Source organism: Chryseobacterium endophyticum, assembly GCF_056333165.1.
Genome location: NZ_JBWGXE010000008.1, coordinates 175920 through 197148, shown reverse-complemented (window position 1 = coordinate 197148; position 21229 = coordinate 175920). Strand labels below are relative to the sequence as shown.

Here is a 21229-nt window from a genome sequence, read left to right as displayed (position 1 = left end):
ATTAGAAAATTATGGGATTACTTGAAATACTCAATTTTAAAAATAAAAGACCTGAAGGCCGTGTTGAGGGTGTCGAGAAAGTGACAGGAAGTGGTAAGTATTCTGCTGAATATGAGGTAAAAAATATGTGTTATGGTGTTTTGGTCGGCAGTACGATTCCTTCCGGAACCATAAAATCCATCCTTGTTGATAATGCTAAAAAAGTAGAAGGTGTTATCGATGTAATTACTCATTTTAACAAACCAGAAGTCCCCGCATTTTCCAGCGAGGAAAAAATAAAAGAAGCAAAATTCACCTTACCCGTTTTCCATACAGATAAAATTTATTTTAAAGGTCAGCCTATAGCGTTGGTGATTGCTGAAACGCTGGAGGATGCGACCTTTGCAGCATCCCTTGTAGAAGCGGAGTATGTAAAAAGCAAATTCAACGTTGATTTTGAATCTGCAAAAGATTCTGTTCCACTCAAAGAAACAGGGAAAGAAAGAGGCAGTCAAGAGATTATAGATAATTTGCAATATACTGTAGATTCTCAATATAACATTAAAGCAGATGTTCACAATCCGATGGAAATGCACGCTACCATCGCCCATTGGACTTCTGATGATAAACTTCGCTTATACGATAAGAATCAAGGTGTCAATAACGTTCAGAAGACTTTTGCAAAACTATTCAATCTGGAGCAAAAAAATATTGAGGTCTTCAGTGAATTTGTTGGTGGAGGTTTCGGTTCAGGATTGCAAGTGTGGCCTCATACTTTGGCTGCTGCATTAGGAGCAAAAAAAGTAAACCGGCCTGTCAAACTGATGCTTACACGTCCTCAAATGTTTGCCGGAACCGGTTACAGACCTGCATCTTGGCAAAGAGTGAAGTTAGCTGCAGATCGATCAGGCAATCTTTTGAGTATATTACATCAGGCAAAAAACGGCACCTCCGTATTCCAGAATTTCAATGACAATATCACAGGCGTGACCCGTTTGATTTATAAGTTTCCCAATTTGAAGACAGAAGCAGCAATAGTCCCTTTAAATCTAAGTACACCAACTTGGATGAGAGGACCGGGGGATTGTACTGGCATCTTTGGTCTAGAGTCAGCCATTGACGAAATTAGTTATAAACTGAATATTGATCCTGTTGAATTGAGGTTGAAAAATATTTCTTTAGATAAACATCCAGAATCTGGATTACCTTGGTCAACACACTTTTTGGACGAATGCATAAAAAAAGGAGCTGAAAAGATTGGCTGGAACGATAGAAAATCGGCACCTGCCACGACTATAGAGGGTGACTGGTACATCGGTTACGGTATGGCTGTCGGAATGTGGAATGCGGGTAGGCAGGAGGCTAAAGCAGCCATTATCTTAGATAAAGGCGGCAATGTACTTGTTCAAACTGCAATGACCGATATCGGAACTGGTACAGGAACCGGCATGCAGAATATCGCTCATGAGATTACTGGAATATCTAAAGAGAAAATTAGCATTGAGCTTGGGAATTCAACACTTCCGCCTGCGCCAAGTCAAGGTGGAAGCACTGGATTGTCATCGGTAAGTGGGGCTGTTTTTGATGCAGGCAACCAGTTAAAATTAAAGGTAGCGGAGTATGCTTCTGCAATCAATGAAAAATTTAAAGCTGCCAAGCTTGAAAATATCAGACTTGATGACAATGGTATCAGTTTACAAAATGATATCAAAAATGTTTTAAAATATCAAGAGCTATTCGAAAAAAATAACATCAATGAGATAAGGATAGAGGTTGCTTCAAAACCTGGTAGCGAAAGACAGAAGTATGCTTTTGGTTCCTCTGCTGCACACTTTTGTAAAGTAAGGGTCAATAAAAGAACCGGAAAAGTTAAGATTGATAAAATGGTAGTCATTGCTGATGGCGGAAAGATTATCAACAGCCAGGCGGCGGCCAATCAAATGTCAGGTGCGGCAGTTGGTGGCATTGGAATGACTTTGATGGAAGAAAATTTAATCGACCATAAATTGGGGGCATTGATTGGTAACGATCTTGCCGGGTATCACTTTGCCGTGAATGCCGATGCACCCATTATTGAGGTTGATTTTATTCATAAACCAGATCCGAATATTAATCCTTCTGGTGCGAAAGGTCTTGGTGAAGTTGGGATTATTGGAACGGCACCAGCAATTGCAAATGCTGTTTATAACGCAATAGGATTGAGAATGAGAGATCTTCCGATTATGCCGGATAAAATTCTAATGGCGATTAATCATTAAAATTATCAGACTAATCTGGAAATCAATGAAAGAGATTAATGATATTATAAAATCCTACCGTGAAGCTGTAGCTAATGGTAAGAAAACTGCTCTGGCAACTGTTGTGAAGGTAGAAGGATCATCCTACAGACAACCTGGCGCACGAATGTTGGTTACTGAGGATGGAATTTTAACCGGTGCCATAAGTGGTGGCTGTCTTGAAGGTGATGCACTTCGAAAAGCACTGCTTGCCATCAATCAGAAACACAATAAACTGATTACATACGACACAACTGATGACAGTGTTCAGGAATTTAGTATTCAACTAGGATGTAATGGAATTGTATATATTTTATTTGAATATATTGATGACAGTGATATCAATAATCCGATAATACTGCTTGAGAAGTCTGCTGAGTCACGTGATGCATCTGTAATATTTACTCAGTTTTCATTAAGCAAAAACGCTGAACAGAAAGGTACTGTTTTAATTTATAAAGGTATTGATGATAACGATTTCGAAAGCGAAGATTTAAACCATAGCTTACAGGAAGTTTTACAGAACAGAACTTCAGCCATCAAGGATTTTATTTTTGAAAATACCAAACAGTCTGTGTTACTGCAGTATGTAGCATCTCCGGTATCACTTTTAGTGGTGGGTGCAGGCAATGATGTGAAACCTGTTGTTAAAATTGCAGATTTACTCGGTTGGGAAGTTACTGTTGGGGAGGGAAGAATTGCATACGCCACCACCAGAAGATTTCCTGAGGCAAAAAATGTCATCGTCTCCCGAGCTGAAGAATTGCTTAATAATTTTATAGTGGATGAAAGAACTTTTGTTTTGCTGATGACACACAATTATCAGTATGACCTTGAAGTTTTGAAGCTGGTCTTGAAAACTGACTGTCCCTATATCGGTACTTTGGGACCCAAGACAAAGCTGCTCAGAATGATTAATGACCTGAATAATGAAGGAATTTTCTTGACAGATCAAGATCTGGATCGAATCTACGGTCCCATTGGTCTGGATATTGGTGCAGAAACATCCGAGGAAATTGCTTTGTCGGCCATTTCCGAAATCAAAGCTGTAATGGAAAGTCGAAAAGGAACCTCGCTGCGCTACAGAACAGATAAAATACACGGGTAAAAAATGTCCCAAAACTTAAAAAATGATTAAAGATACTTTCGGAAGAGTTCACGATTATCTTCGGATTTCTCTTACAGATAACTGCAACCTGCGTTGTTTTTACTGTATGCCGGAAGAAAAATACGCATTTGCTCCAGCATCAAAACTGATGCAGGCTGACGAAATTGAAAATATTGCCAGACTTTTTGTTGAAAACGGCGTCAAAAAAATTAGACTTACAGGCGGTGAACCTCTGGTTCGAAAAGATGCGCCGAAAATTATAAAAGCCCTAGGTAAATTAAATATCGAACTGGCTATTACGACCAACGGAATTCGAGTGGACGAAATGTTGACTGAATTACTTGAAGCTAATATTAAAAGTATCAACATCAGTCTTGATACTTTGGTATCTGAAAAATTTTTCCAGATTACAAGACGGGATTTATTTCAAAGGGTGAGAAATAATATCGACTTACTGCTTCAACACGATATCAGGGTGAAAATCAACGTCGTAGTTATGAAAGGCTTAAATGATGATGAGATTCTTGATTTTATTGCTCTGACAAAACACAATAATATTCAAGTCCGGTTTATAGAATTTATGCCTTTCAGTGGCAACAGATGGACCAGCAATCAGGTTTTTACTTTGCACGAAATTTTGTTGAACGTCAATTCAAAATATGATGTGATTGCAGTTCCTCCCAGGCCTAATGACACTTCGAGCCACTATAGAATTGAAGGACATTTAGGTTCATTTGCCGTCATTAGCACTATGAGCCAGCCGTTTTGCGACACTTGTAACAGAATGCGGTTAACAGCCGATGGAAAATTAAAAAACTGTCTTTTCAGTAAAGAAGAAACCGATTTATTGGGAGCATTGAGAAATGGTGAGGATATTTTACCGTTAATTGAGCAAACAATGATGGCAAAAGCAAAAGCTCTCGGCGGACAGTTCACCGGTATTTTTGAAGATATCGACGCCTCAAAACTGGAAAACAGAAGTATGATTACAATCGGAGGCTGATGGAAACAGGAATACTTATTTTAGCCGCAGGAAACTCTTCCAGACTTGGCGAACCTAAACAGTTATTAAAATTCAACGGAAAAACATTGCTGCGAAACGTGGTTGAGGAAGCAATAAAAGTTTCTGATTCTGTAAACGTTGTGACAGGTTCCAGTCACTCTCAAATTTCAAAGGAAATAGAAAATATTGAAGTTAAAATTATTGAAAATGTAAAATGGAATGAAGGAATGGGTTCATCAATCAAAATGGGTATTACCCAACTTGTCAATGAATTTCCGGAAGTTCAAAATATTATTGTTTCAGTTTGCGACCAACCGTTTATTGAAGCATCAGTTTTCTCGAATTTAATTCAAATGCAGAAGGATTCTCAAAAAGGAATTGTAGCCGCAAAATATTCCGAAACGCTAGGAACGCCGGTTTTATTCACTAAAAAATATTTCGCAGAACTTTTAAAACTTTCCGGACAGGAAGGTGCAAAAAAAGTGCTCCAAAAATTCAAAAACGATATTGCCGAAATAAATTTTGAAAAAGGAGCCATAGATATTGATACCCAAACTGATTATCAAAAATTAATGCAATGAAAATGATTTCTGTCAACGAGGCCAAACAAATAATTCTGCAGTCTGCTTCACCTAAAAAAAATGCTGTGATGTTACTTTCCGATGCTTTTGGTCTGGTAACTTGTGAGGATGTCATCGCGTCAACCGACATTCCTAATTTTGCCCAGTCTTCGATGGATGGCTATGCGTTGAAATTTGAAGATAGAAACCAATCGCTGTCAATTATCGGAGAGATGCCTGCAGGGGCGACTTGGCAACTGAAAGTAGAAACTGGTGAAGCCACAAGAATTTTCACCGGAGCGGCATTACCCGAAAATGCAGATACCGTGGTGATGCAGGAAAAAATAAAGATTGAAAATGGTTTATTGATTGTTGAAGATGAAAATTTAACCGAAGGAACCAACGTCCGTCCAAAAGGCGCTGAAGTAAAAAAAGGTGAAGTGGCAATGAAATCCGGAACCTCTCTTTCTGCTGCAGCCATCGGATTCTTAGCCGTAATTGGATGTTCTGAAGTTTCAGTTTATTCGCCGCCAAAAGTTGCCATTATTCTCACCGGAAACGAACTTCAGAATCCCGGAAATCCACTGGAATTTGCGCAAGTTTATGAAGCCAATTCATTTCAGTTAAAAGCGGTTTTGAATCAAATTGGAATTAAAAATATTGAGGTTTTCAGAGCTGAAGACGATCCGAAAGAACTTCATAAAGTTTTAGAAAAAGCGATTAATGATAATGATGTTGTTTTGTTGAATGGCGGTGTAAGCGTGGGCGATTATGATTTTGTAACAGAGGTCGCAAATACTTGTGGTGTAGAGGAAAAATTCCACAAAATAAAACAGAAACCGGGCAAACCTCTATTCTTCGGAACCAAAGAAAACAAACTGGTTTTCGGACTTCCAGGAAATCCTTCTTCTTCACTCACCTGTTTTTACGAATATGTTTTGCCCGCACTGGAAAACTGTATGGGATTGACGTCAAAACTCATTAAAACTACGGCAACAGTAACTCACGATTATCCAAAAAATGCCGGGCTGACGCATTTTTTAAAAGCGTTTTACAGCAATGGAAAAGTTACGCCACTGCACGCACAGGAATCATTCAGACTCCACTCATTTGCGCAGGCCAACTGTTTTATCGTGCTGCCTGAGGAATCTTTAGGTTGCAAAGCAAATGAGCAGGTTACGATTCATATTTTACCATAATTTAGTTTAAATATGTCTGTAGAAATATTTTATATCATTCTTTTTTTTGTCGCATTTCTGTACGCCGCAGTCGGGCACGGCGGTGCGAGTGGTTATTTGGCACTGATGGCCTTGTACGGTGTTGCTCCGGAAGAAATGAAACCAACTGCTTTGATGCTCAACCTTTTTGTTTCATTAACGTCATTTATCCAATATTATCGCGGTGGATATTTTTCCAAGAAACTCTTTATACCGATTGCGGCAGCCTCGATTCCTCTTGCATTTATTGGCGGAATGATTACGGTTGAAGAAAATATTTACAAAAGAATTCTTGGAGTTTTACTTTTGTTTCCCGTCATCCGCTTTTTCTTTTTTAAAAATGTTGAAGACAGCGAACTGAAACCGTACAGTACAACGATTACAATTATCATCGGTGGAGTAGTCGGACTTCTTTCCGGAATGATCGGTATCGGTGGAGGCATCATTCTTTCACCCATTTTATTGCTGCTTTGCTGGACCAACCAAAAACAGACCGCAGCCATCAGCGCCGCTTTTATCTTTGTTAATTCCTCCGCAGGACTCGGCGGGATGATTACCAAAGGCATATCATTTAACGAAAATATGATGATGTATGTAGTCGTAGCATTCAGCGGTGGATTGCTGGGCGCTTATTTGGGTTCAAAAAAATTCAACCAGGATATTTTAAAATATGTTTTGGCAAGCGTTTTACTGTTAGCTTCTTATAAATTATTATTGACAAAAGCTTAGTATGATAATTCGATCATTTGATATAATCTTAAAGTGAAATTTGATATTTATGAATATTAAAATCATTGCATTCGGACAAATTGCCGAAATTACAGGAAAAGAATTAACGTTGGAAGCAAAAGATCTTGATTCTTTAAAATTAAAATTAATTGAAAAATTTCCCGAACTTTCGGATAAGAAACTGGCGTTTGCAGTCAATAAAAAAATAGCACAAAATAATGTGGCTTTTAGTGAAAATGATGTTGTGGCTCTGATGCCGCCATACTCAGGAGGATAAAAATGGAAAATTACAACGAAAGATACGCCCGGCATTATGCCTTGTCTGGCTTCGGTTTTGAAGGTCAGCAAAAACTCCAGAAAGCTAAAGTTTTGGTAATTGGCGCAGGCGGTTTAGGCTGTCCTGTTCTGCAATATTTGGCTGCATCAGGAATTGGAACGATTGGAATTGTGGATCACGACGTTATTTCAATAAGCAATCTTCAGCGACAGACTTTGTATTCCACCGATGATGTTGGAAAAAAGAAAGTTGAAGTGGCTTCTCAGAGACTTCAGCAGTTAAATCCGGAAATTAAAATCAACATTTATCCGCTGGAATTAACCGCAAAAAATGCCTGGGAGATCATTTTTGAATATGAAATTATCGTTGACTGTAGCGATAATTTTGCAGCCCGTTATTTGATTAATGATGCTTGTGTTCTTTTAAAAAAACCTTTAATTTTCGGAGCCATTTATAAATACGAAGGTCAGGTAGCGGTTTTTAATGCCAATCCAAAAATTGGAAACAGTAAAAATTACCGTCATCTTTTCCCGAATCCACCAAAACCGGAAGAGGTGCAGAATTGTAATGAGGTAGGAGTTTTAGGCGTGCTTCCCGGAATGATTGGGATGATGCAGGGGAATGAAGTCATTAAATTGATTGTTGGATTAGGTGAAATTTTAGATGGAAAACTGTTGACTTTCAATATGCTCAATTGTGAGATTTTTACGCTTGATATATCCAATGAAAGTTCAGTTGAGAATCTGATTCCCAAAAACAGAGAAGCATTCGAATTGACGGATTATAATTTTCTTTGCGGAATTTCATCTAAAAATATTGAAGATTTAAGTTTGGATAATTTTATGGAAAGGATGTCTGATTCAAATACTTTAACTATCGACGTTCGGGAAATCGGAGAACTGCCGAAAGCTGATTTTGAGCATATCCGGATTCCACTTTCAGAATTAAAAGATAAATTTTCAGAAATAAAAAATGAAAATTTGATTCTTTTCTGTCAAAGTGGAAAACGAAGTTTGAAAGCGGCGGAGATTTTGCTGGGACATTTCGGAAATCAAAAAAAAATAAGCCATCTGAAAGGTGGAATCACAGCGTTACATCATAGAAAAAATGGAAAGAACGATTAAAAATATATTCACAGAAGGTCCCATCAGTCCGGCTTTTATTTCTGAAAGCATTGCCAAACACGGCTCACAAAAAGAAATTGGCGCTCATAGCATTTTTCTCGGACAAATCCGGGAAGACGTAGTAGATGGGAAAACGGTTACAGCCATTGAATACACAGCCTACGGAGAAATGGTTTTGGAAAAGATGCACGAAATTCGGGAGGAAATATTTAAGAAATATGATCTGACCTGTATGCACGTTCATCACAGTTTGGGAATTGTAAATGCAGGCGAAATTTGCCTTTTCGTATTCACCTCATCCAAACACAGAATTGCAGCGATGGAAGCCTGCAATGAAACGGTTGAACGGATCAAATCGGAGCTTCAGATTTGGGGAAGAGAAATTTTTAACGACGATTCCCATCAGTGGAAATTAAATCAATAATATGGTCGATATTACACATAAATCATCTACACTACGCAAAGCAATTGCGACAGCTACAGTGAAAACTTCATCTAAGGAAACTATCTCGGCCATCGAAAACCGAACCGTTCCAAAAGGTGATATTTTTGAATTTTCCAGAGCTTCGGCATTATTTGCAGTCAAGAAAACCAGCGATGTCATTCCTGATTGCCATCCGTTGCCGGTGGAATTCACGTCCATAACCTACAAAATAGAAGGTTTATCGATCATTATTTCTGTTGAAGTTCATACCATCTACAAAACCGGAGTAGAAGTGGAAGCGATGCACGGCGCCTCTGTTGCGGCATTGGTAATGTACGATATGCTGAAACCGATTGATAAAAATGTAGAAATACAGAATATCCGTTTGCTGGAAAAAACGGGTGGCAAGTCAGACCATCATAAATTCATTAATTCAGATTTAAAAACGGTGGTCATTGTCTGTTCAGATTCTGCTTTTAAAGGTGAAAAGGAAGATAAATCTGGAAAGGCGATTTGTAATGCATTAGCAAAGAATAAAATAAATAATATTGATTACCAGATTATTCCTGATGATTTTAATACCATTCAGTCTTCGTTGGTTGGATTTAAAGAAAAGCATTTTGATTTAGTCATTTTTACAGGCGGGACAGGTTTGTCATCACGTGATGTCACACCAGAAGCCGTTTTACCACTGATTGACCGTGAAATTCCCGGCATTATGGAAACCGCCAGAAACTACGGGCAGCAGAGAATTAAAACGGCGATGCTTTCACGCGGAGTAGCAGGTTTTTCAGGGAAAACTCTGGTTTTGACTTTGCCGGGTTCCAAAAAAGCAGTAGAAGAATCTATGGAAGCTTTGTTCCCACAAATTTTACACGTTTTTCAGTTGAATGAGAATCAAATTCATTAAAATTTAATTTCAAGATAATAAAAAGCTTAAGTGTTTTGATTATAAATTAGATCAAATATACCACATCAGCCGTTATGCTACCATAGCGGCTTTCTATTTGTAGTAACTGAGATACACCAATCTAAAAGTTATGAAAATCACCGAAAAAAAATCCATCACACTGACCGTCAATGGCGAGGCTCATCATCTCGAAGTGTTGCCGTGGGTTTCGTTACTTGATGCTTTACGGGAAAAAATCAAATTAACAGGAACCAAAAAAGGCTGCGACCACGGACAATGCGGAGCGTGCACCATTCTGATAGATGGGAAGAGGGTTTTAAGCTGTCTCAGTCTGGCAGTAATGAATGAAAATACGGAAATCACAACCGTAGAAGGAATCGCAAAAAATGGAGAATTACATCCCATTCAGCAGGCTTTTATCGATCATGACGCTTTCCAGTGCGGTTATTGTACGCCTGGACAAATCTGCAGTGCCGTTGGTTTATTAAATGAAAATAAAGCCAAAACGCGTGAGGAAGTTCAGGATCTGATGAGCGGCAATCTTTGCAGATGTGGCGCTAACAGAGGAATTATTAATGCTGTGATGGCAGTAAAAGAAAACGCATCGTATGAATAATTTTGATTTTATAAAAGCTGCAGATGTTGAAAGTGCCATCTCTTCAACTCAAAAAAGCAAAGGAAATAAAATAATAGCAGGCGGTACCAATATTCTGGATCTGATGAAATACTTCGTCACAGAAGCTGATACCTTGGTCGACATCAACTCAATTCCAGGAATTGATAATATCACTGAACTCCCTGATGGCGAAATCAGAATCGGAGGATTAATGACCAATGCGGACACCGCTTATCATCCCATCATCGAAGAAAAATATCCATTACTTTCTAAAGCAATTTTGGCAGGGGCTTCGGCACAAATCCGAAATATGGCGACCAATGGTGGAAATCTCCTTCAGCGAACAAGATGTTATTATTTTTATGATGTCAATACGCCGTGCAACAAGCGCGAACCAGGCTCTGGTTGTTCAGCCATCACTGGTTACAACAGGATTCATGCGGTTTTGGGTCACAATGAAAACTGCATTGCCGTTTTTCCGTCTGATATGTGTGTAGCTCTCGCAGCGTTGGAAGCGGTCGTGAATGTTTCCGGACCAAATAGTGAACGACAAATAGCTTTTTCTGATTTTCACAGGCTTCCTGGCAATACTCCGGAAATTGATAACAATTTAAAACAAGGCGAAATCATTACAGGAATTAAACTTCCCGAGAAAGGTTTTTCAAAAAATTATTCTTACTTAAAATTAAGAGACAGAGCTTCTTATTCTTTTGCTTTGATTTCGGTTGCTACTGGTTTAGAATTGGAAAATAATAGTATTAAAGAAGCAAGATTAGCGTTGGGTGGTGTTTCGCATAAACCCTGGCGCGTGAAAGAAGCGGAAGACTTTTTGATAGAAAAGGAGGCCAACAGAGAAAATTTTTCTGCAGCAGCTGATTTAATTCTGAAAGGTGCAAGTGGTTTTGAGCACAACAGTTTTAAAATCGATTTGGCTAAAAGAGCAATCATCAGAAACTGTATGATGGCGTTAAGCCCTGAATCACAACGCCCCGGAGCTAAACCTTCATTGTAAATTTTCACTTTCAATAAAAATAATTATGGAAAATACACCAACAATCGGACAGCCAATCAGCCGTTTAGAAGGTCATTTGAAAGTGACCGGAACTGCAAAATACGCAGGAGAATATCAGGCCGATGATCTGCTGTACGGCTATGTGGTCAACAGCACGATTACCAAAGGAAAAATAAAATCAATCGATACGTCAGAAGCTAAAAAAATGGCTTGTGTCATCGAAATATTCACGCACGAAAATAAACCGTCAACTGCTTGGTTTGATTTCAAATATGCCGATATGGATGCGCCTCCAGGAATTGTTTTCAAACCGCTGAGTGACGATGAAATCAGATATAACGGTCAACCTATCGGTTTAGTTGTTGCAGAAACATTTGAAATGGCGAAATATGCGGCCACAAAAATTACATTCGTTTATGAGGAAGACGAAAAATTTGAGACAGATTTAAAAACCAACCTCGACAAATCCAGAGATCCCAAAAAAGGTCTGGCTTCTATGCTTAAACCGCCACCACCGAAGCCAAAAGGCGATTTTGAGAAAGAATATGAAAATTCTGTTGTAAAAATCGACAGCCAATTCAGTCACGGAACTGAGCATCACAATCCGATGGAAATGTATGCCTCGACCGTTATCTATGAAGGTAAAGATAAATTAAAAATCTACGACAAAACGCAGGGGACCATTAATTCGCAAATGTACGTTGCTAATGTTTTTGGTTTGAAAATGAAAAACGTTCAGGTAATTTCACCATTTGTGGGCGGTGGCTTTGGTTCAGGTCTCAGACCTCAGCATCAGCTTTTTATGGCCGTGATGGCTTCTTTGGCTTTAAAACGAAACGTGCGTGTAACTTTGGACAGAGCTCAAATGTATATGATTGGACACCGACCTCCTACACTACAACATACCAAATTTGGAGCTGATAAAACCGGAAAAATCAATGCCATTTATCACAAAGCCATCGGCGAAACTTCCCGTTTTGAAGATTATGTAGAAATTGTCGTGAACTGGGCAAATATGCTTTATCCGGCTGAAAATACATTACTGGAACATCAGATTGTCCCATTGGATATTTACAGTCCTCTGGATATGCGGGCTCCAGGCGGAAGTACCGGAATGCACGCCATTGAAGTTGCAATGGACGAAATAGCTTACCAATTGAATATTGATCCTGTAGAATTAAGGCTCATTAATTATTCAGAAATCGATAAAAGCAGTGACAAAGAATACTCCAGCAAGCAACTGAAAGAGTGTTTTTTACAAGGCGCCGAAAAATTTGGTTGGAATGAAAGAAATCCTGAACCTAGAAGTATGAAGCGCGGTAATAAATTGGTGGGTTACGGAATGGCGACAGGAATCTGGGATGCGAACCGACTTTTTGGCCGTGCAGAAGCAATAATGAATCCAGACGGTAAAGTGGAAATCAAAAGTGCTGTCACCGATATCGGAACAGGTACTTTAACCATTATGTCGCAAATTGCTGCAGACGAATTGGGGATTCCGATTGAAGATATTATATTCTCCTATGCAGATAGCAAAATGCCGTTTGCGCCGATTCAGGGCGGATCGTTTACCACCGCAACGGTTGGACCTGCGGTACAAAATGCCTGTCAGGCTTTGAATAAAAAGTTATTCAAGCTCGCAAAAAATATGAAAAACTCTGTTTTGAGTGATGCTAAATTTAAAGATGTTGAATTTAAAAATGGGTGTATTATTCTTAATGAAAATCCTGAAGTTCAAGTAAAAGTCAAAGATATTTTAGCGGTAAACGAAGGAAAACCAATTAAAACAACCAATTCTGCAATTCCCAATCCTTTAACGTATGGAAAAAAAGCACGGGCAGTTCATAGCGCCGTTTTTGTAGAAGTGGAAGTGGACGAAGAACTCGGAATCACTGAAGTTAAACGAGCCGTGACAGCAGTGGCAGCCGGAAAAATTATCAATCCGAAAACAGCAGAAAGCCAGGTTCTGGGCGGAATGGTCTGGGGTATCAGCAAAGCACTGCACGAGGAAACCATTTTGGATCATCAGTTTGGTAAATATATGAATGCCAATTTAGGCGAATATCATATTCCCGTTCATGCTGATATTAATGATTTGGAAGTGATCTTTGTAGAAGAAAAAGATCAGTTTGTTAATGATCTTGGAGTGAAAGGTGTTGGAGAAATTGGCGGCGTAGGAATGCCTCCTGCAATTACCAATGCTATTTTTCACGCTACTGGAAAAAGGATTTACGATCTTCCGATTCATTTTGACAAGCTTTTATAAAATGTTAGAATTAAATCCCGCCAAACTAAGCGGGATTTTTTATGCGCGAAATTGTTTTACAAGTTCGGTCACTTTTTTAGTGGTGAAGTCGATTTCTTCCTCGGTAGTAAACCTTCCCAAACTAAAACGGATGGAGCACAAAGCTTCCTCATCCGATAACCCTAGAGCTTTTAAAACGTGGGACGGTTTTGACGTCACAGCCGAACAAGCCGAACCGTTTGAAACCGAAATATTTCCTAAAGATAAAATCAACTGGTCAGACCAAACACCGGGGAAACAGATGTTAGAGGTATTGTAAATTCTTTGCTGTGTAGATCCGTTGACAAAACTACCCTCAATTTTCAGTAATTCTTTTTCAAGTTTATTGCGGAGTTTATTGATTCTCGATTCATCATTTTTCATTTCAGACTTAGCAATTTCACAAGCTTTTCCCAAACCTATAATTCCCGGCACATTCAGAGTTCCACTGCGCATATTTCTCTGTTGTCCGCCACCGTGAATTTGAGCATTGAGTTTCAATTTTGATTGATTGGAGACGTAAAGCGCGCCGATTCCTTTTGGACCATACAATTTATGGGCAGAAATCGTTAACAGATCAATCCCAAGATCATTCACATCAACCGGAATTTTCCCAATCGATTGTGTGGTGTCGCAAAGCATGAATGTGCCGTGAGCTTTTGTAATTTCAGAGATTGTTTTGATGTCGTGGATGGTTCCTGTTTCATTATTAGAAAGCATTGCAATCACAAGTAAAGTATCATCATTCATTGCATTTTTGAAAATTTCTATGTCGATGCTTCCATCAGTCCTTACAGGCAGATATTCAACTTGGAATCCTCGGTCTTCCATATAAGCACAAGTATCCAAAACTGCTTTGTGTTCAGTTGTGAAAGTGATTATTTTTTTTCTGGATAAATCTTCAAGTCGTTTTATGGCTAGATTGAGTGCTTCGGTAGCACCAGAGGTAAAAATAATTTCGTTTTCCTTAGCACCAATGAAATCCGCTACTTGCCAGGTTGCATTTTCAACCGATTCATTTATGATTAAGCCATCGAGATGAGAACTGCTTGCATTCGCATAATAATCCGTGAAATAGGGCAACACAGAATCAAGAACACGTGGGTCCATCTTGGTGGTAGCATTGTTGTCCAGGTATATTCTAGCAATATCGGTCATAAATTCTTGATAATTTGTTTTTAGTCATATTATAAATTTAAGGCAATTTTATTTAATATTTTAACTTCTAATTATTTTCATCGAAAAGTAAACTATAATCACTTTGAAATCCTTGTTCAGTGGAGTCAGGCAATTATTTTCAAGATTAATCTACACTCCGCTTTAAATCGCTTCTGATATGATCGAAAAATATGAGAACAATCCGGCTTTTGAGTTCATCAAAACGTACCCAAAGACTGGAGCAAAAGAGTAGTTCTGGATGCAAAAATCGGCGAATTTTTGACAATTGCCCGAAAAGATAAAGCATCCGAAAATTAGTTCTCGGGAAGTATCACCAACAGAGATATGAGAACTGCAAGATTAAATGTAAAGTTTTTTGAATCCAAGTAAAAAAACATAGCAAAAATTTCCTGGATGGTAAAGATACGCATTAGGAAAGTAATTCTTATCCAATAATCGTCGAGGATAGAAGTTGACAATAAAACGATTTTGTCAGCAGAACTGGGAAGAAGTGGAAGAGTGGCTATAATATTCTCACAATTATACATTTTTATAATTTATTAGAAGGTCATTTTTCAACGTATAAAAGCAATCTTTTTTAATGGATTAGAAAAAAATATTAAAAGTTTCCATTTTAAATTGAAAATTTTCGGTTGGAAGTTATACTTTAGAGACAGTTAAGCCTGGCTAAGATGTTCAAGTCCTCTAGAAAAGTGTTCGGAAAATGCACCGCTGAGGTCACGAATGGTGTCATAAGAAGTCAAATGCTTCCTTATGACGCCATTTTATTTTAAATATCTATTAATCAGTATCTTGAAATGTTTGTGATTGTTGAATTGATTTTAATACTATTTCTGGAAATTTATAGCGACCTGGCAGTATTCGAACAGCAATTATTATAACTAATGCAATTTCGCAAAATTGAAATATTGACTTAAAAAAATAAGTTCTTTTATAAAGTCATTCATTTCCCGATCATTTTTATAATCCCTCCTTTGCTTTTTAAATTTAGATATACTTAATATAACCTTAATTCTATCCGTACCAATTCTTCAGCCTGATTTGAAACAAGTATTACCTTCTCCGGAGAAAATAGCCTGATAACCTTTTGTTTGGTGATGACGTTAGCAGATTCATAGAGATCTGCTAAATCACAAATTATAAAACTGCAATGTTTATGGGTTTGCTTTTCGGTTATAAGCTTTAGAGCTTCAGTCTGTAATTGTTTAATATAGTTTTTTAGAGATCCTTACTGTTTTCCGTAAAGCCATTTTATTTTATATAAGTAGTTTAGCCAGATATTTTGATAAAGCTTAAAGAATTTATGAAGAGCATGAAAAATTGGCTGGAATTTTTTCATGGTTTTGAATTTATTATTAAATTGCAGTAACTAATAACTCTCACTATGAAAGACCAAATGAAGAACCCTCTTTAATTCAACAACTTGCTTCATTGAATGTATAAAATAGTTTACATGGATATGAATAGGTAAGTCGGGTATTTCTGTATCCGCAATTTATCGGAATACAGGATCAACCATCCCAAAAAATGTATTATTATGAAATTCCTCCATACCGCAGACTGGCATATTGGCCAGCTGTTTCACGAATACGACCGCAGCTACGAGCATCAGCAGTTTCTGAACTGGCTGATCGCAACCTTGCAGGCAGAAAACATTGAAGTTTTGCTGATCAGTGGTGATATTTTCGACAGCTCCAATCCTTCGGCGGCCTCGGTGAGGATGCTCTACCGTTTCCTTAATGAAGCGACCAGAGCCGTGCCTCATCTGCAAATTATCATAACGGCAGGCAACCATGACTCAGCAGCACGTTTGGAAGCACCCAAACCTTTACTGGAATCGTCAAATGTGCATATTATCGGTTTGGTAGAAAAAGATACTGCCGGAAATATCGATTACGAAAAACTGCTGGTTAAAATTCCCGATGCTACCGGAGCTGTTAAAGCTTTTTGCCTGGCCATTCCTTTCCTGCGGATGGGTGATTATCCTGCCATTGCCGATTGCGCCAATCCTTATACCGAAGGCGTCGCCGCTTTATATCAGGAAGCCTTTGCGTATGCCCAACAATACAGCACGGAAGACCAGCCCATTATTGCGATGGGACACCTGCATACCCAGCAGGCAGAGATTACCGATCTGGATAAAACGGAAAGGCTGATCATGGGCGGTGTGGAATGCATTTCAGCCACAGCTTTTCATTCCGATATCAAATACGTAGCTCTGGGACACATCCACAAGGCACAGAAAATAGGCGGAAAGGAACACGTCCGTTATTGTGGCAGTCCCTTGCCGATGTCCTTTTCAGAAATTCATTATAAACATCAGGTTATTGTTTTTGATCTGGATCAGGAAATCAGTGATTTGAGAGCCATTGAAATCCCGGTATTTGTGCCGCTGCAAAGAATTCCGCATCAGCATCAGCCTTTGCATGAAGTCATTTCCCAGTTGGAGCAATTGCCGGAGTTGGTTGCCGGCATGGAAAATCTGCCTTATCTGCAAGTTCGTGTACTACTCGATGCACCCGAGCCTGCTTTACGCCATAAAATAGAAACCGCCCTGGCTGGTAAAGCGGTACGATTGGCTAAAATCGATGCCCAATATCCGGCCGCTGCCGCAGCAACACCCGAACTCATCACCGCTGAAAAGCTGAATGAACTGCAGCCCATTGATGTTTTCGGTAAAGCCTACCAATCCAGATACCAGAGCGAAGTGCCACAGGAAATTATGCAATTGTTCCAACAGGTGGCACATGAAGTCAACCAAAACGCCGGATAAGATGAAGATATTAGCCATTCGAATTAAAAATTTAGCTTCGCTGGAAGGCACTACCGAAATTGATTTCACGGCAGAACCTTTATGTTCAGCAGGCATCTTTGCCATTACCGGGGCTACCGGAGCCGGAAAATCGACCATACTGGATGCGCTGTGCCTCGCCTTATATGGTAAAACACCGCGGTATCTGCAAGCGAGGGAAACGGGTGTGGAGATTAAAGACGTTCATGGCAGCACATTGAGCCAAGGCGATATACGTGGCATTCTGCGTGACGGAACCGCTGATGGATTTGCAGAGGTGGATTTTAGGGGAATCGACGCACAAAACTACCGGGCAACCTGGAGTGTGCGACGTGCCAGAAACCGGGCCGACGGAAGCATGCAGTCGGATGCTGTGACCTTAAAAAACATTTCCAATCAGGTTGATCTTCCGGGAAGAAAAGCCGAAACCTACAGTGAAATTGCAAGGTTGGTCGGCTTAAATTTTGAACAATTTACCCGTTCGGTATTACTGGCACAGGGTGATTTTACCGCTTTTATGAAAGCCAACCGGGATGAGAAATCCTCCCTGCTTGAAAAGCTTACCGGAACCCATATCTACTCCGAGATTTCCAGGAAGGTTTACGAAAAATATAAAGGAGAAGAAGTGCTGCTGCGTGACCTTCAGTTGCAAAAAGAAGGCATTCTGACCTTGAGCGATGAAGAACTGCAAGTCCTGGCCGCAGATCAGGCGATTCTGGAAAAACAGATCACAGACCTGGATAAAGAAATCGAAAGGTTAAACGCAGGAATCAGCTGGTATGAACAGCTTGCCAAATACAGGCAGAGCTATGATGAAGCCATTCTGATGGTACAGCAGGCAACCGAAAACAAAGAGTCCACCTTACCAAGAAGCAGGCAGCTGCGCATGGCCGAACAGGCACAGCAGACCCGAAGCTGGGCAGACGCTTTGGCGCAGTCACAGGAACAACATACCGTTAAAACAACAGCGTTGGCAACGGTAAAGGAAACCCTGATTTCCTTACAGCAACAAAAAGAAACCCTCGAAACACAACTTCAACAGGCAGAACATCAACTTTCCGTTCAAAACAAGAACCTTACCGATGCCCTGCCGCTATTGGAGGAGGCCCGCAAACTGGATACCCTGCTGGGAGAGAAAAAACAACAGGTCGACCGACTGAAAGAAGAGGCTGAAAAAGCTGCCGGACTAAACCGTCAACATCAGGATATCTTAAAAGGAAAACAGCAAGCCTTCACCGATGTTGTTTCCCAGATTGAAAGCATTACGCAATGGCAAACCGAACAGGCAGCCCGAAAACCGATTGCCGAAAACAAAGAACTTATCCTTTCCAAACTGGAAGATGCCCAAAAACTGTTGGAGAACCAAAAAGCTTCTTCCGAAAAATTAGTGGAGTTAAAGGATAAAATCCAGGCGGCTGAAGTGCAGCAGAAAACCCTTGAGGACAGCTGGAAAAATCAGCTTCAACTGCTGGACGAAAATCGGAAAACGTATGATTCAAAGTCCGAAGCGTTACGCTCTATTCCCCTTGAAACCTTAACCCTAAATAAAACAGAAACCGATCAGAAAGTAGAAGAAACCGTCAGGGCACAGGCGCAGTGGCAGCTTTTGCATTATGCACAGACCGAATGGGAAAACTTACAGCATAAACAGGTACAGGAACAGGCCGATCATCAGGCCAAACAAGAACTTTTACAACAACTCAAACAAGAACTCCCCTTAGCGAAAGCGGAAAGCGATACCGCAGATCAGCTCCTGCAACAGGCCCGTCTCGCATCCGCTGAAAATGTAGAAACACTCCGGGAAGCTTTGGTGGAAGATAAACCCTGTCCGGTATGTGGCAGCACCCATCATCCCTATGCCATACAAAATCCGCAACTGGAAAAAGTGTTAGCCCAATTGGAAAAATCCAGCCAGGAGAAAACGCAATACCATCTCAGCCTCCACAGCCGTCATGATGCGCTGGAACAGGAATGCACCACCCTGAAGCAAAATATTCAGCAGCGAAAGGAAGAAATACATGCTAAAGAATCAGCCCTGGCAATCCAAAAGCAAACCTGGGAACAATCTGATATCGCCAAAAATAGTTTGAATATTCCCAATTCCGAAAAAGCGGATTGGATCGCAACGCAATTGCAAACCCTTAAAACCAAACAAGCCGATCTCTCCGCCCAGTTACAAGCCTATGCCGGGCAGAAGCAGAAACTGGAAGCCGCAAAAACCGGGATCGACCAACTGAAAGAAAATACCGACACGCTTGCCGGACAACTGAAAGATCTTCAAAACAGCTTATCGCTTTATAACGAACAGCAAAGCCAGGCCAAACGTGAACAGGAACTAGCTACCACCCATCTGGGTGAAATTGAACAGCTTCTTGCCCCATATTTTACCATATCCGGCTGGATGAACAACTGGAAAGCATCACCGAAAACCTTTGTGGAAAGCATCACCGCCTTTGCCCAACAATGGAAAGCCCAAGCCGAAAAACTGGAAGTCCATACCCGGGAAAAAGCCGCTCTCGAAGCCACGCTGAAAGAACTGGAAAACCAGGCCAAAACGATGGAAACGGAAGCTAGTAGTAAAATCGAAATCCACCGTACGCAACAGCAATCGTATCTGGATCTGGTTCAGCAACGCAACGCCCTCTTTGCCGGTCAGCCTGCCGATGAAACGGAACTTCAGTTTAAACAGGCGGTTACCAAAGCACAGGAAGATGTAGCGCTACTGAAAACCAAACAGCAAACATTGGCCATCGAACAGGCCAAAATCCTCACCCAGCAGGAGGAACTCACGAATGCCCTAACCTCATTGGAGACGGCCATCCTGAAAATTTCCCGCCAAATGCAGGATTGGCTGAACGATTATAATCAAAAGAACGGTCAATCGTTCAATCTGGAAGGTCTTCACCAATTACTCGCTTTAGGAAATGACTGGATCGAAAACGAACGAACGGCATTGCAGGCCATTGACGAGGAACTGACCAAAGCCAACAGCATTCTTACCGAACGGAAACAGGCTTTAGACCGTCATCAGGAAAACGGTAACGGGGAAATACCGCTCGAAGAACTGATGATCTTGCAGACGACTGCCCGATCGGAAGTGGAAGAAAAGAAGCACAAAAAAGGGGAAAACAGTTTCCGCTTACAGCAGGACGAAGCTAACAAAAACAAAATCGGCGACCTGTTAAAACGCATTTCGGAACAGGCTACCGTTACCGAAAACTGGGCCAAGCTCAACGAGATTATCGGTTCGGCCGATGGGAAAAAATTCCGCCAGATTGCCCAGGAATATACGCTGGATGTATTGCTCGGTTATGCCAACATCCATTTGCAGGCCTTGACCAACCGCTACCGGATCGAACGCATTCCGGCATCGCTGGGCCTCCAGGTGGTCGACCAGGACATGGGCGATGAAGTACGTACGGTTTATTCGCTTTCGGGTGGAGAATCTTTCCTCGTGTCGCTAGCCCTGGCCTTAGGTTTGGCCTCGCTCTCGTCCAGCCGTATGAAAGTGGAATCTTTATTTATTGATGAAGGTTTCGGCTCATTGGATCCCACCACCCTCAATATCGCCATGGATGCCCTCGAACGCCTGCATAACCAGGGCCGTAAAGTCGGCGTGATCTCCCACGTGCAGGAAATGACTGAACGGATCCCGGTACAGATTAAAGTGAGCAAGCAGCAGAGCGGGAGAAGTAAGGTGGAGGTTGAAAATATTTCTTAAATAAAAAATAGAATAATTA

General features: G+C 40.4%; 16 protein-coding genes. 15 read left to right on the top strand and 1 reads right to left on the bottom strand.

Annotation, left to right across the window (positions count from 1 at the left end; genetic code table 11):
- Positions 1 to 11: 11 nt before the first annotated feature.
- The 13 genes from AC0N32_RS17030 to AC0N32_RS16970 all read left to right on the top strand — a co-directional run bounded on the left by AC0N32_RS17030 (position 12) and on the right by AC0N32_RS16970 (position 13501).
- Positions 12 to 2237, top strand: a complete 2226-nt coding sequence (locus AC0N32_RS17030) for a xanthine dehydrogenase family protein molybdopterin-binding subunit (protein WP_476395041.1) — start codon at positions 12 to 14, stop codon at positions 2235 to 2237.
- Positions 2238 to 2262: 25 nt separating this feature from the next.
- Positions 2263 to 3363 carry an XdhC family protein gene (locus AC0N32_RS17025; protein ID WP_476395040.1) on the top strand — a complete coding sequence of 367 codons (1101 nt, stop codon included), beginning with the start codon at positions 2263 to 2265 and terminating at the stop codon, positions 3361 to 3363.
- Positions 3364 to 3385: 22 nt separating this feature from the next.
- Positions 3386 to 4366 carry a GTP 3',8-cyclase MoaA gene (gene moaA, locus AC0N32_RS17020; RefSeq protein ID WP_476395039.1) on the top strand — a complete coding sequence of 327 codons (981 nt, stop codon included), beginning with the start codon at positions 3386 to 3388 and terminating at the stop codon, positions 4364 to 4366.
- Complete coding sequence (locus tag AC0N32_RS17015) at positions 4366 to 4947, top strand: nucleotidyltransferase family protein (RefSeq protein ID WP_476395038.1); 582 nt, start codon at positions 4366 to 4368, stop codon at positions 4945 to 4947. Before moaA ends, AC0N32_RS17015 begins: the two co-directional genes overlap by 1 nt.
- Entirely contained in the window at positions 4944 to 6125 is a 1182-nt protein-coding gene (locus AC0N32_RS17010; protein WP_476395037.1) for a molybdopterin molybdotransferase MoeA, read from the top strand. The genes AC0N32_RS17015 and AC0N32_RS17010 overlap by 4 nt, the downstream gene beginning before the upstream one ends.
- Before the next feature lie 12 nt (positions 6126 to 6137).
- Complete coding sequence (locus AC0N32_RS17005) at positions 6138 to 6872, top strand: sulfite exporter TauE/SafE family protein (protein WP_476395036.1); 735 nt, start codon at positions 6138 to 6140, stop codon at positions 6870 to 6872.
- Between the two features lie 49 nt (positions 6873 to 6921).
- The gene (locus AC0N32_RS17000) at positions 6922 to 7149 is read left to right on the top strand and encodes a MoaD/ThiS family protein (protein ID WP_476395035.1); all 228 of its coding nucleotides are present in this window, start codon (positions 6922 to 6924) and stop codon (positions 7147 to 7149) included.
- A 2-nt stretch (positions 7150 to 7151) separates the two neighbouring features.
- Positions 7152 to 8273: a ThiF family adenylyltransferase gene (locus AC0N32_RS16995; RefSeq protein WP_476395034.1), complete on the top strand. Its 1122-nt coding sequence runs from the start codon at positions 7152 to 7154 to the stop codon at positions 8271 to 8273.
- Entirely contained in the window at positions 8257 to 8697 is a 441-nt protein-coding gene (locus tag AC0N32_RS16990; protein ID WP_476395033.1) for a molybdenum cofactor biosynthesis protein MoaE, read from the top strand. Before AC0N32_RS16995 ends, AC0N32_RS16990 begins: the two co-directional genes overlap by 17 nt.
- A 1-nt stretch (position 8698) precedes the next feature.
- Complete coding sequence (gene moaCB, locus AC0N32_RS16985) at positions 8699 to 9607, top strand: bifunctional molybdenum cofactor biosynthesis protein MoaC/MoaB (protein ID WP_476395032.1); 909 nt, start codon at positions 8699 to 8701, stop codon at positions 9605 to 9607.
- 130 nt (positions 9608 to 9737) lie between these two features.
- Positions 9738 to 10223, top strand: coding sequence for a (2Fe-2S)-binding protein (locus AC0N32_RS16980; RefSeq protein ID WP_476395031.1), 486 nt, complete (start codon positions 9738 to 9740; stop codon positions 10221 to 10223).
- Complete coding sequence (locus AC0N32_RS16975; RefSeq protein ID WP_476395030.1) at positions 10216 to 11235, top strand: FAD binding domain-containing protein; 1020 nt, start codon at positions 10216 to 10218, stop codon at positions 11233 to 11235. The genes AC0N32_RS16980 and AC0N32_RS16975 overlap by 8 nt, the downstream gene beginning before the upstream one ends.
- Before the next feature lie 25 nt (positions 11236 to 11260).
- On the top strand, positions 11261 to 13501 hold the full coding sequence (locus AC0N32_RS16970) for a xanthine dehydrogenase family protein molybdopterin-binding subunit (RefSeq protein WP_476395029.1): 2241 nt from the start codon (positions 11261 to 11263) through the stop codon (positions 13499 to 13501).
- 39 nt (positions 13502 to 13540) lie between these two features.
- On the opposite strand, the gene AC0N32_RS16965 is transcribed toward AC0N32_RS16970, so the two are convergent.
- A complete protein-coding gene (locus AC0N32_RS16965) occupies positions 13541 to 14677 on the bottom strand; it encodes a cysteine desulfurase family protein (protein WP_476395028.1) in 1137 nt (378 codons plus the stop codon).
- A 1558-nt stretch (positions 14678 to 16235) separates the two neighbouring features.
- Between AC0N32_RS16965 and AC0N32_RS16960 the strand changes: the two genes are divergently transcribed.
- Both AC0N32_RS16960 and AC0N32_RS16955 read left to right on the top strand, forming a co-directional pair.
- Positions 16236 to 17471, top strand: coding sequence for an exonuclease SbcCD subunit D (locus AC0N32_RS16960; RefSeq protein WP_476395027.1), 1236 nt, complete (start codon positions 16236 to 16238; stop codon positions 17469 to 17471).
- A complete protein-coding gene (locus tag AC0N32_RS16955; RefSeq protein WP_476395026.1) occupies positions 17446 to 21210 on the top strand; it encodes an AAA family ATPase in 3765 nt (1254 codons plus the stop codon). The genes AC0N32_RS16960 and AC0N32_RS16955 overlap by 26 nt, the downstream gene beginning before the upstream one ends.
- Positions 21211 to 21229 lie beyond the last annotated feature (19 nt).

Coding starts and splice junctions, on each gene's coding strand:
- AC0N32_RS17030 (WP_476395041.1), top strand. CDS start 12: ATGGGATTACTTGAAATACTCAATTTTAAAAATAAAAGACCTGAAGGC.
- AC0N32_RS17025 (WP_476395040.1), top strand. CDS start 2,263: ATGAAAGAGATTAATGATATTATAAAATCCTACCGTGAAGCTGTAGCT.
- moaA (WP_476395039.1), top strand. CDS start 3,386: ATGATTAAAGATACTTTCGGAAGAGTTCACGATTATCTTCGGATTTCT.
- AC0N32_RS17015 (WP_476395038.1), top strand. CDS start 4,366: ATGGAAACAGGAATACTTATTTTAGCCGCAGGAAACTCTTCCAGACTT.
- AC0N32_RS17010 (WP_476395037.1), top strand. CDS start 4,944: ATGAAAATGATTTCTGTCAACGAGGCCAAACAAATAATTCTGCAGTCT.
- AC0N32_RS17005 (WP_476395036.1), top strand. CDS start 6,138: ATGTCTGTAGAAATATTTTATATCATTCTTTTTTTTGTCGCATTTCTG.
- AC0N32_RS17000 (WP_476395035.1), top strand. CDS start 6,922: ATGAATATTAAAATCATTGCATTCGGACAAATTGCCGAAATTACAGGA.
- AC0N32_RS16995 (WP_476395034.1), top strand. CDS start 7,152: ATGGAAAATTACAACGAAAGATACGCCCGGCATTATGCCTTGTCTGGC.
- AC0N32_RS16990 (WP_476395033.1), top strand. CDS start 8,257: ATGGAAAGAACGATTAAAAATATATTCACAGAAGGTCCCATCAGTCCG.
- moaCB (WP_476395032.1), top strand. CDS start 8,699: ATGGTCGATATTACACATAAATCATCTACACTACGCAAAGCAATTGCG.
- AC0N32_RS16980 (WP_476395031.1), top strand. CDS start 9,738: ATGAAAATCACCGAAAAAAAATCCATCACACTGACCGTCAATGGCGAG.
- AC0N32_RS16975 (WP_476395030.1), top strand. CDS start 10,216: ATGAATAATTTTGATTTTATAAAAGCTGCAGATGTTGAAAGTGCCATC.
- AC0N32_RS16970 (WP_476395029.1), top strand. CDS start 11,261: ATGGAAAATACACCAACAATCGGACAGCCAATCAGCCGTTTAGAAGGT.
- AC0N32_RS16965 (WP_476395028.1), bottom strand. CDS start 14,677: ATGACCGATATTGCTAGAATATACCTGGACAACAATGCTACCACCAAG.
- AC0N32_RS16960 (WP_476395027.1), top strand. CDS start 16,236: ATGAAATTCCTCCATACCGCAGACTGGCATATTGGCCAGCTGTTTCAC.
- AC0N32_RS16955 (WP_476395026.1), top strand. CDS start 17,446: ATGAAGTCAACCAAAACGCCGGATAAGATGAAGATATTAGCCATTCGA.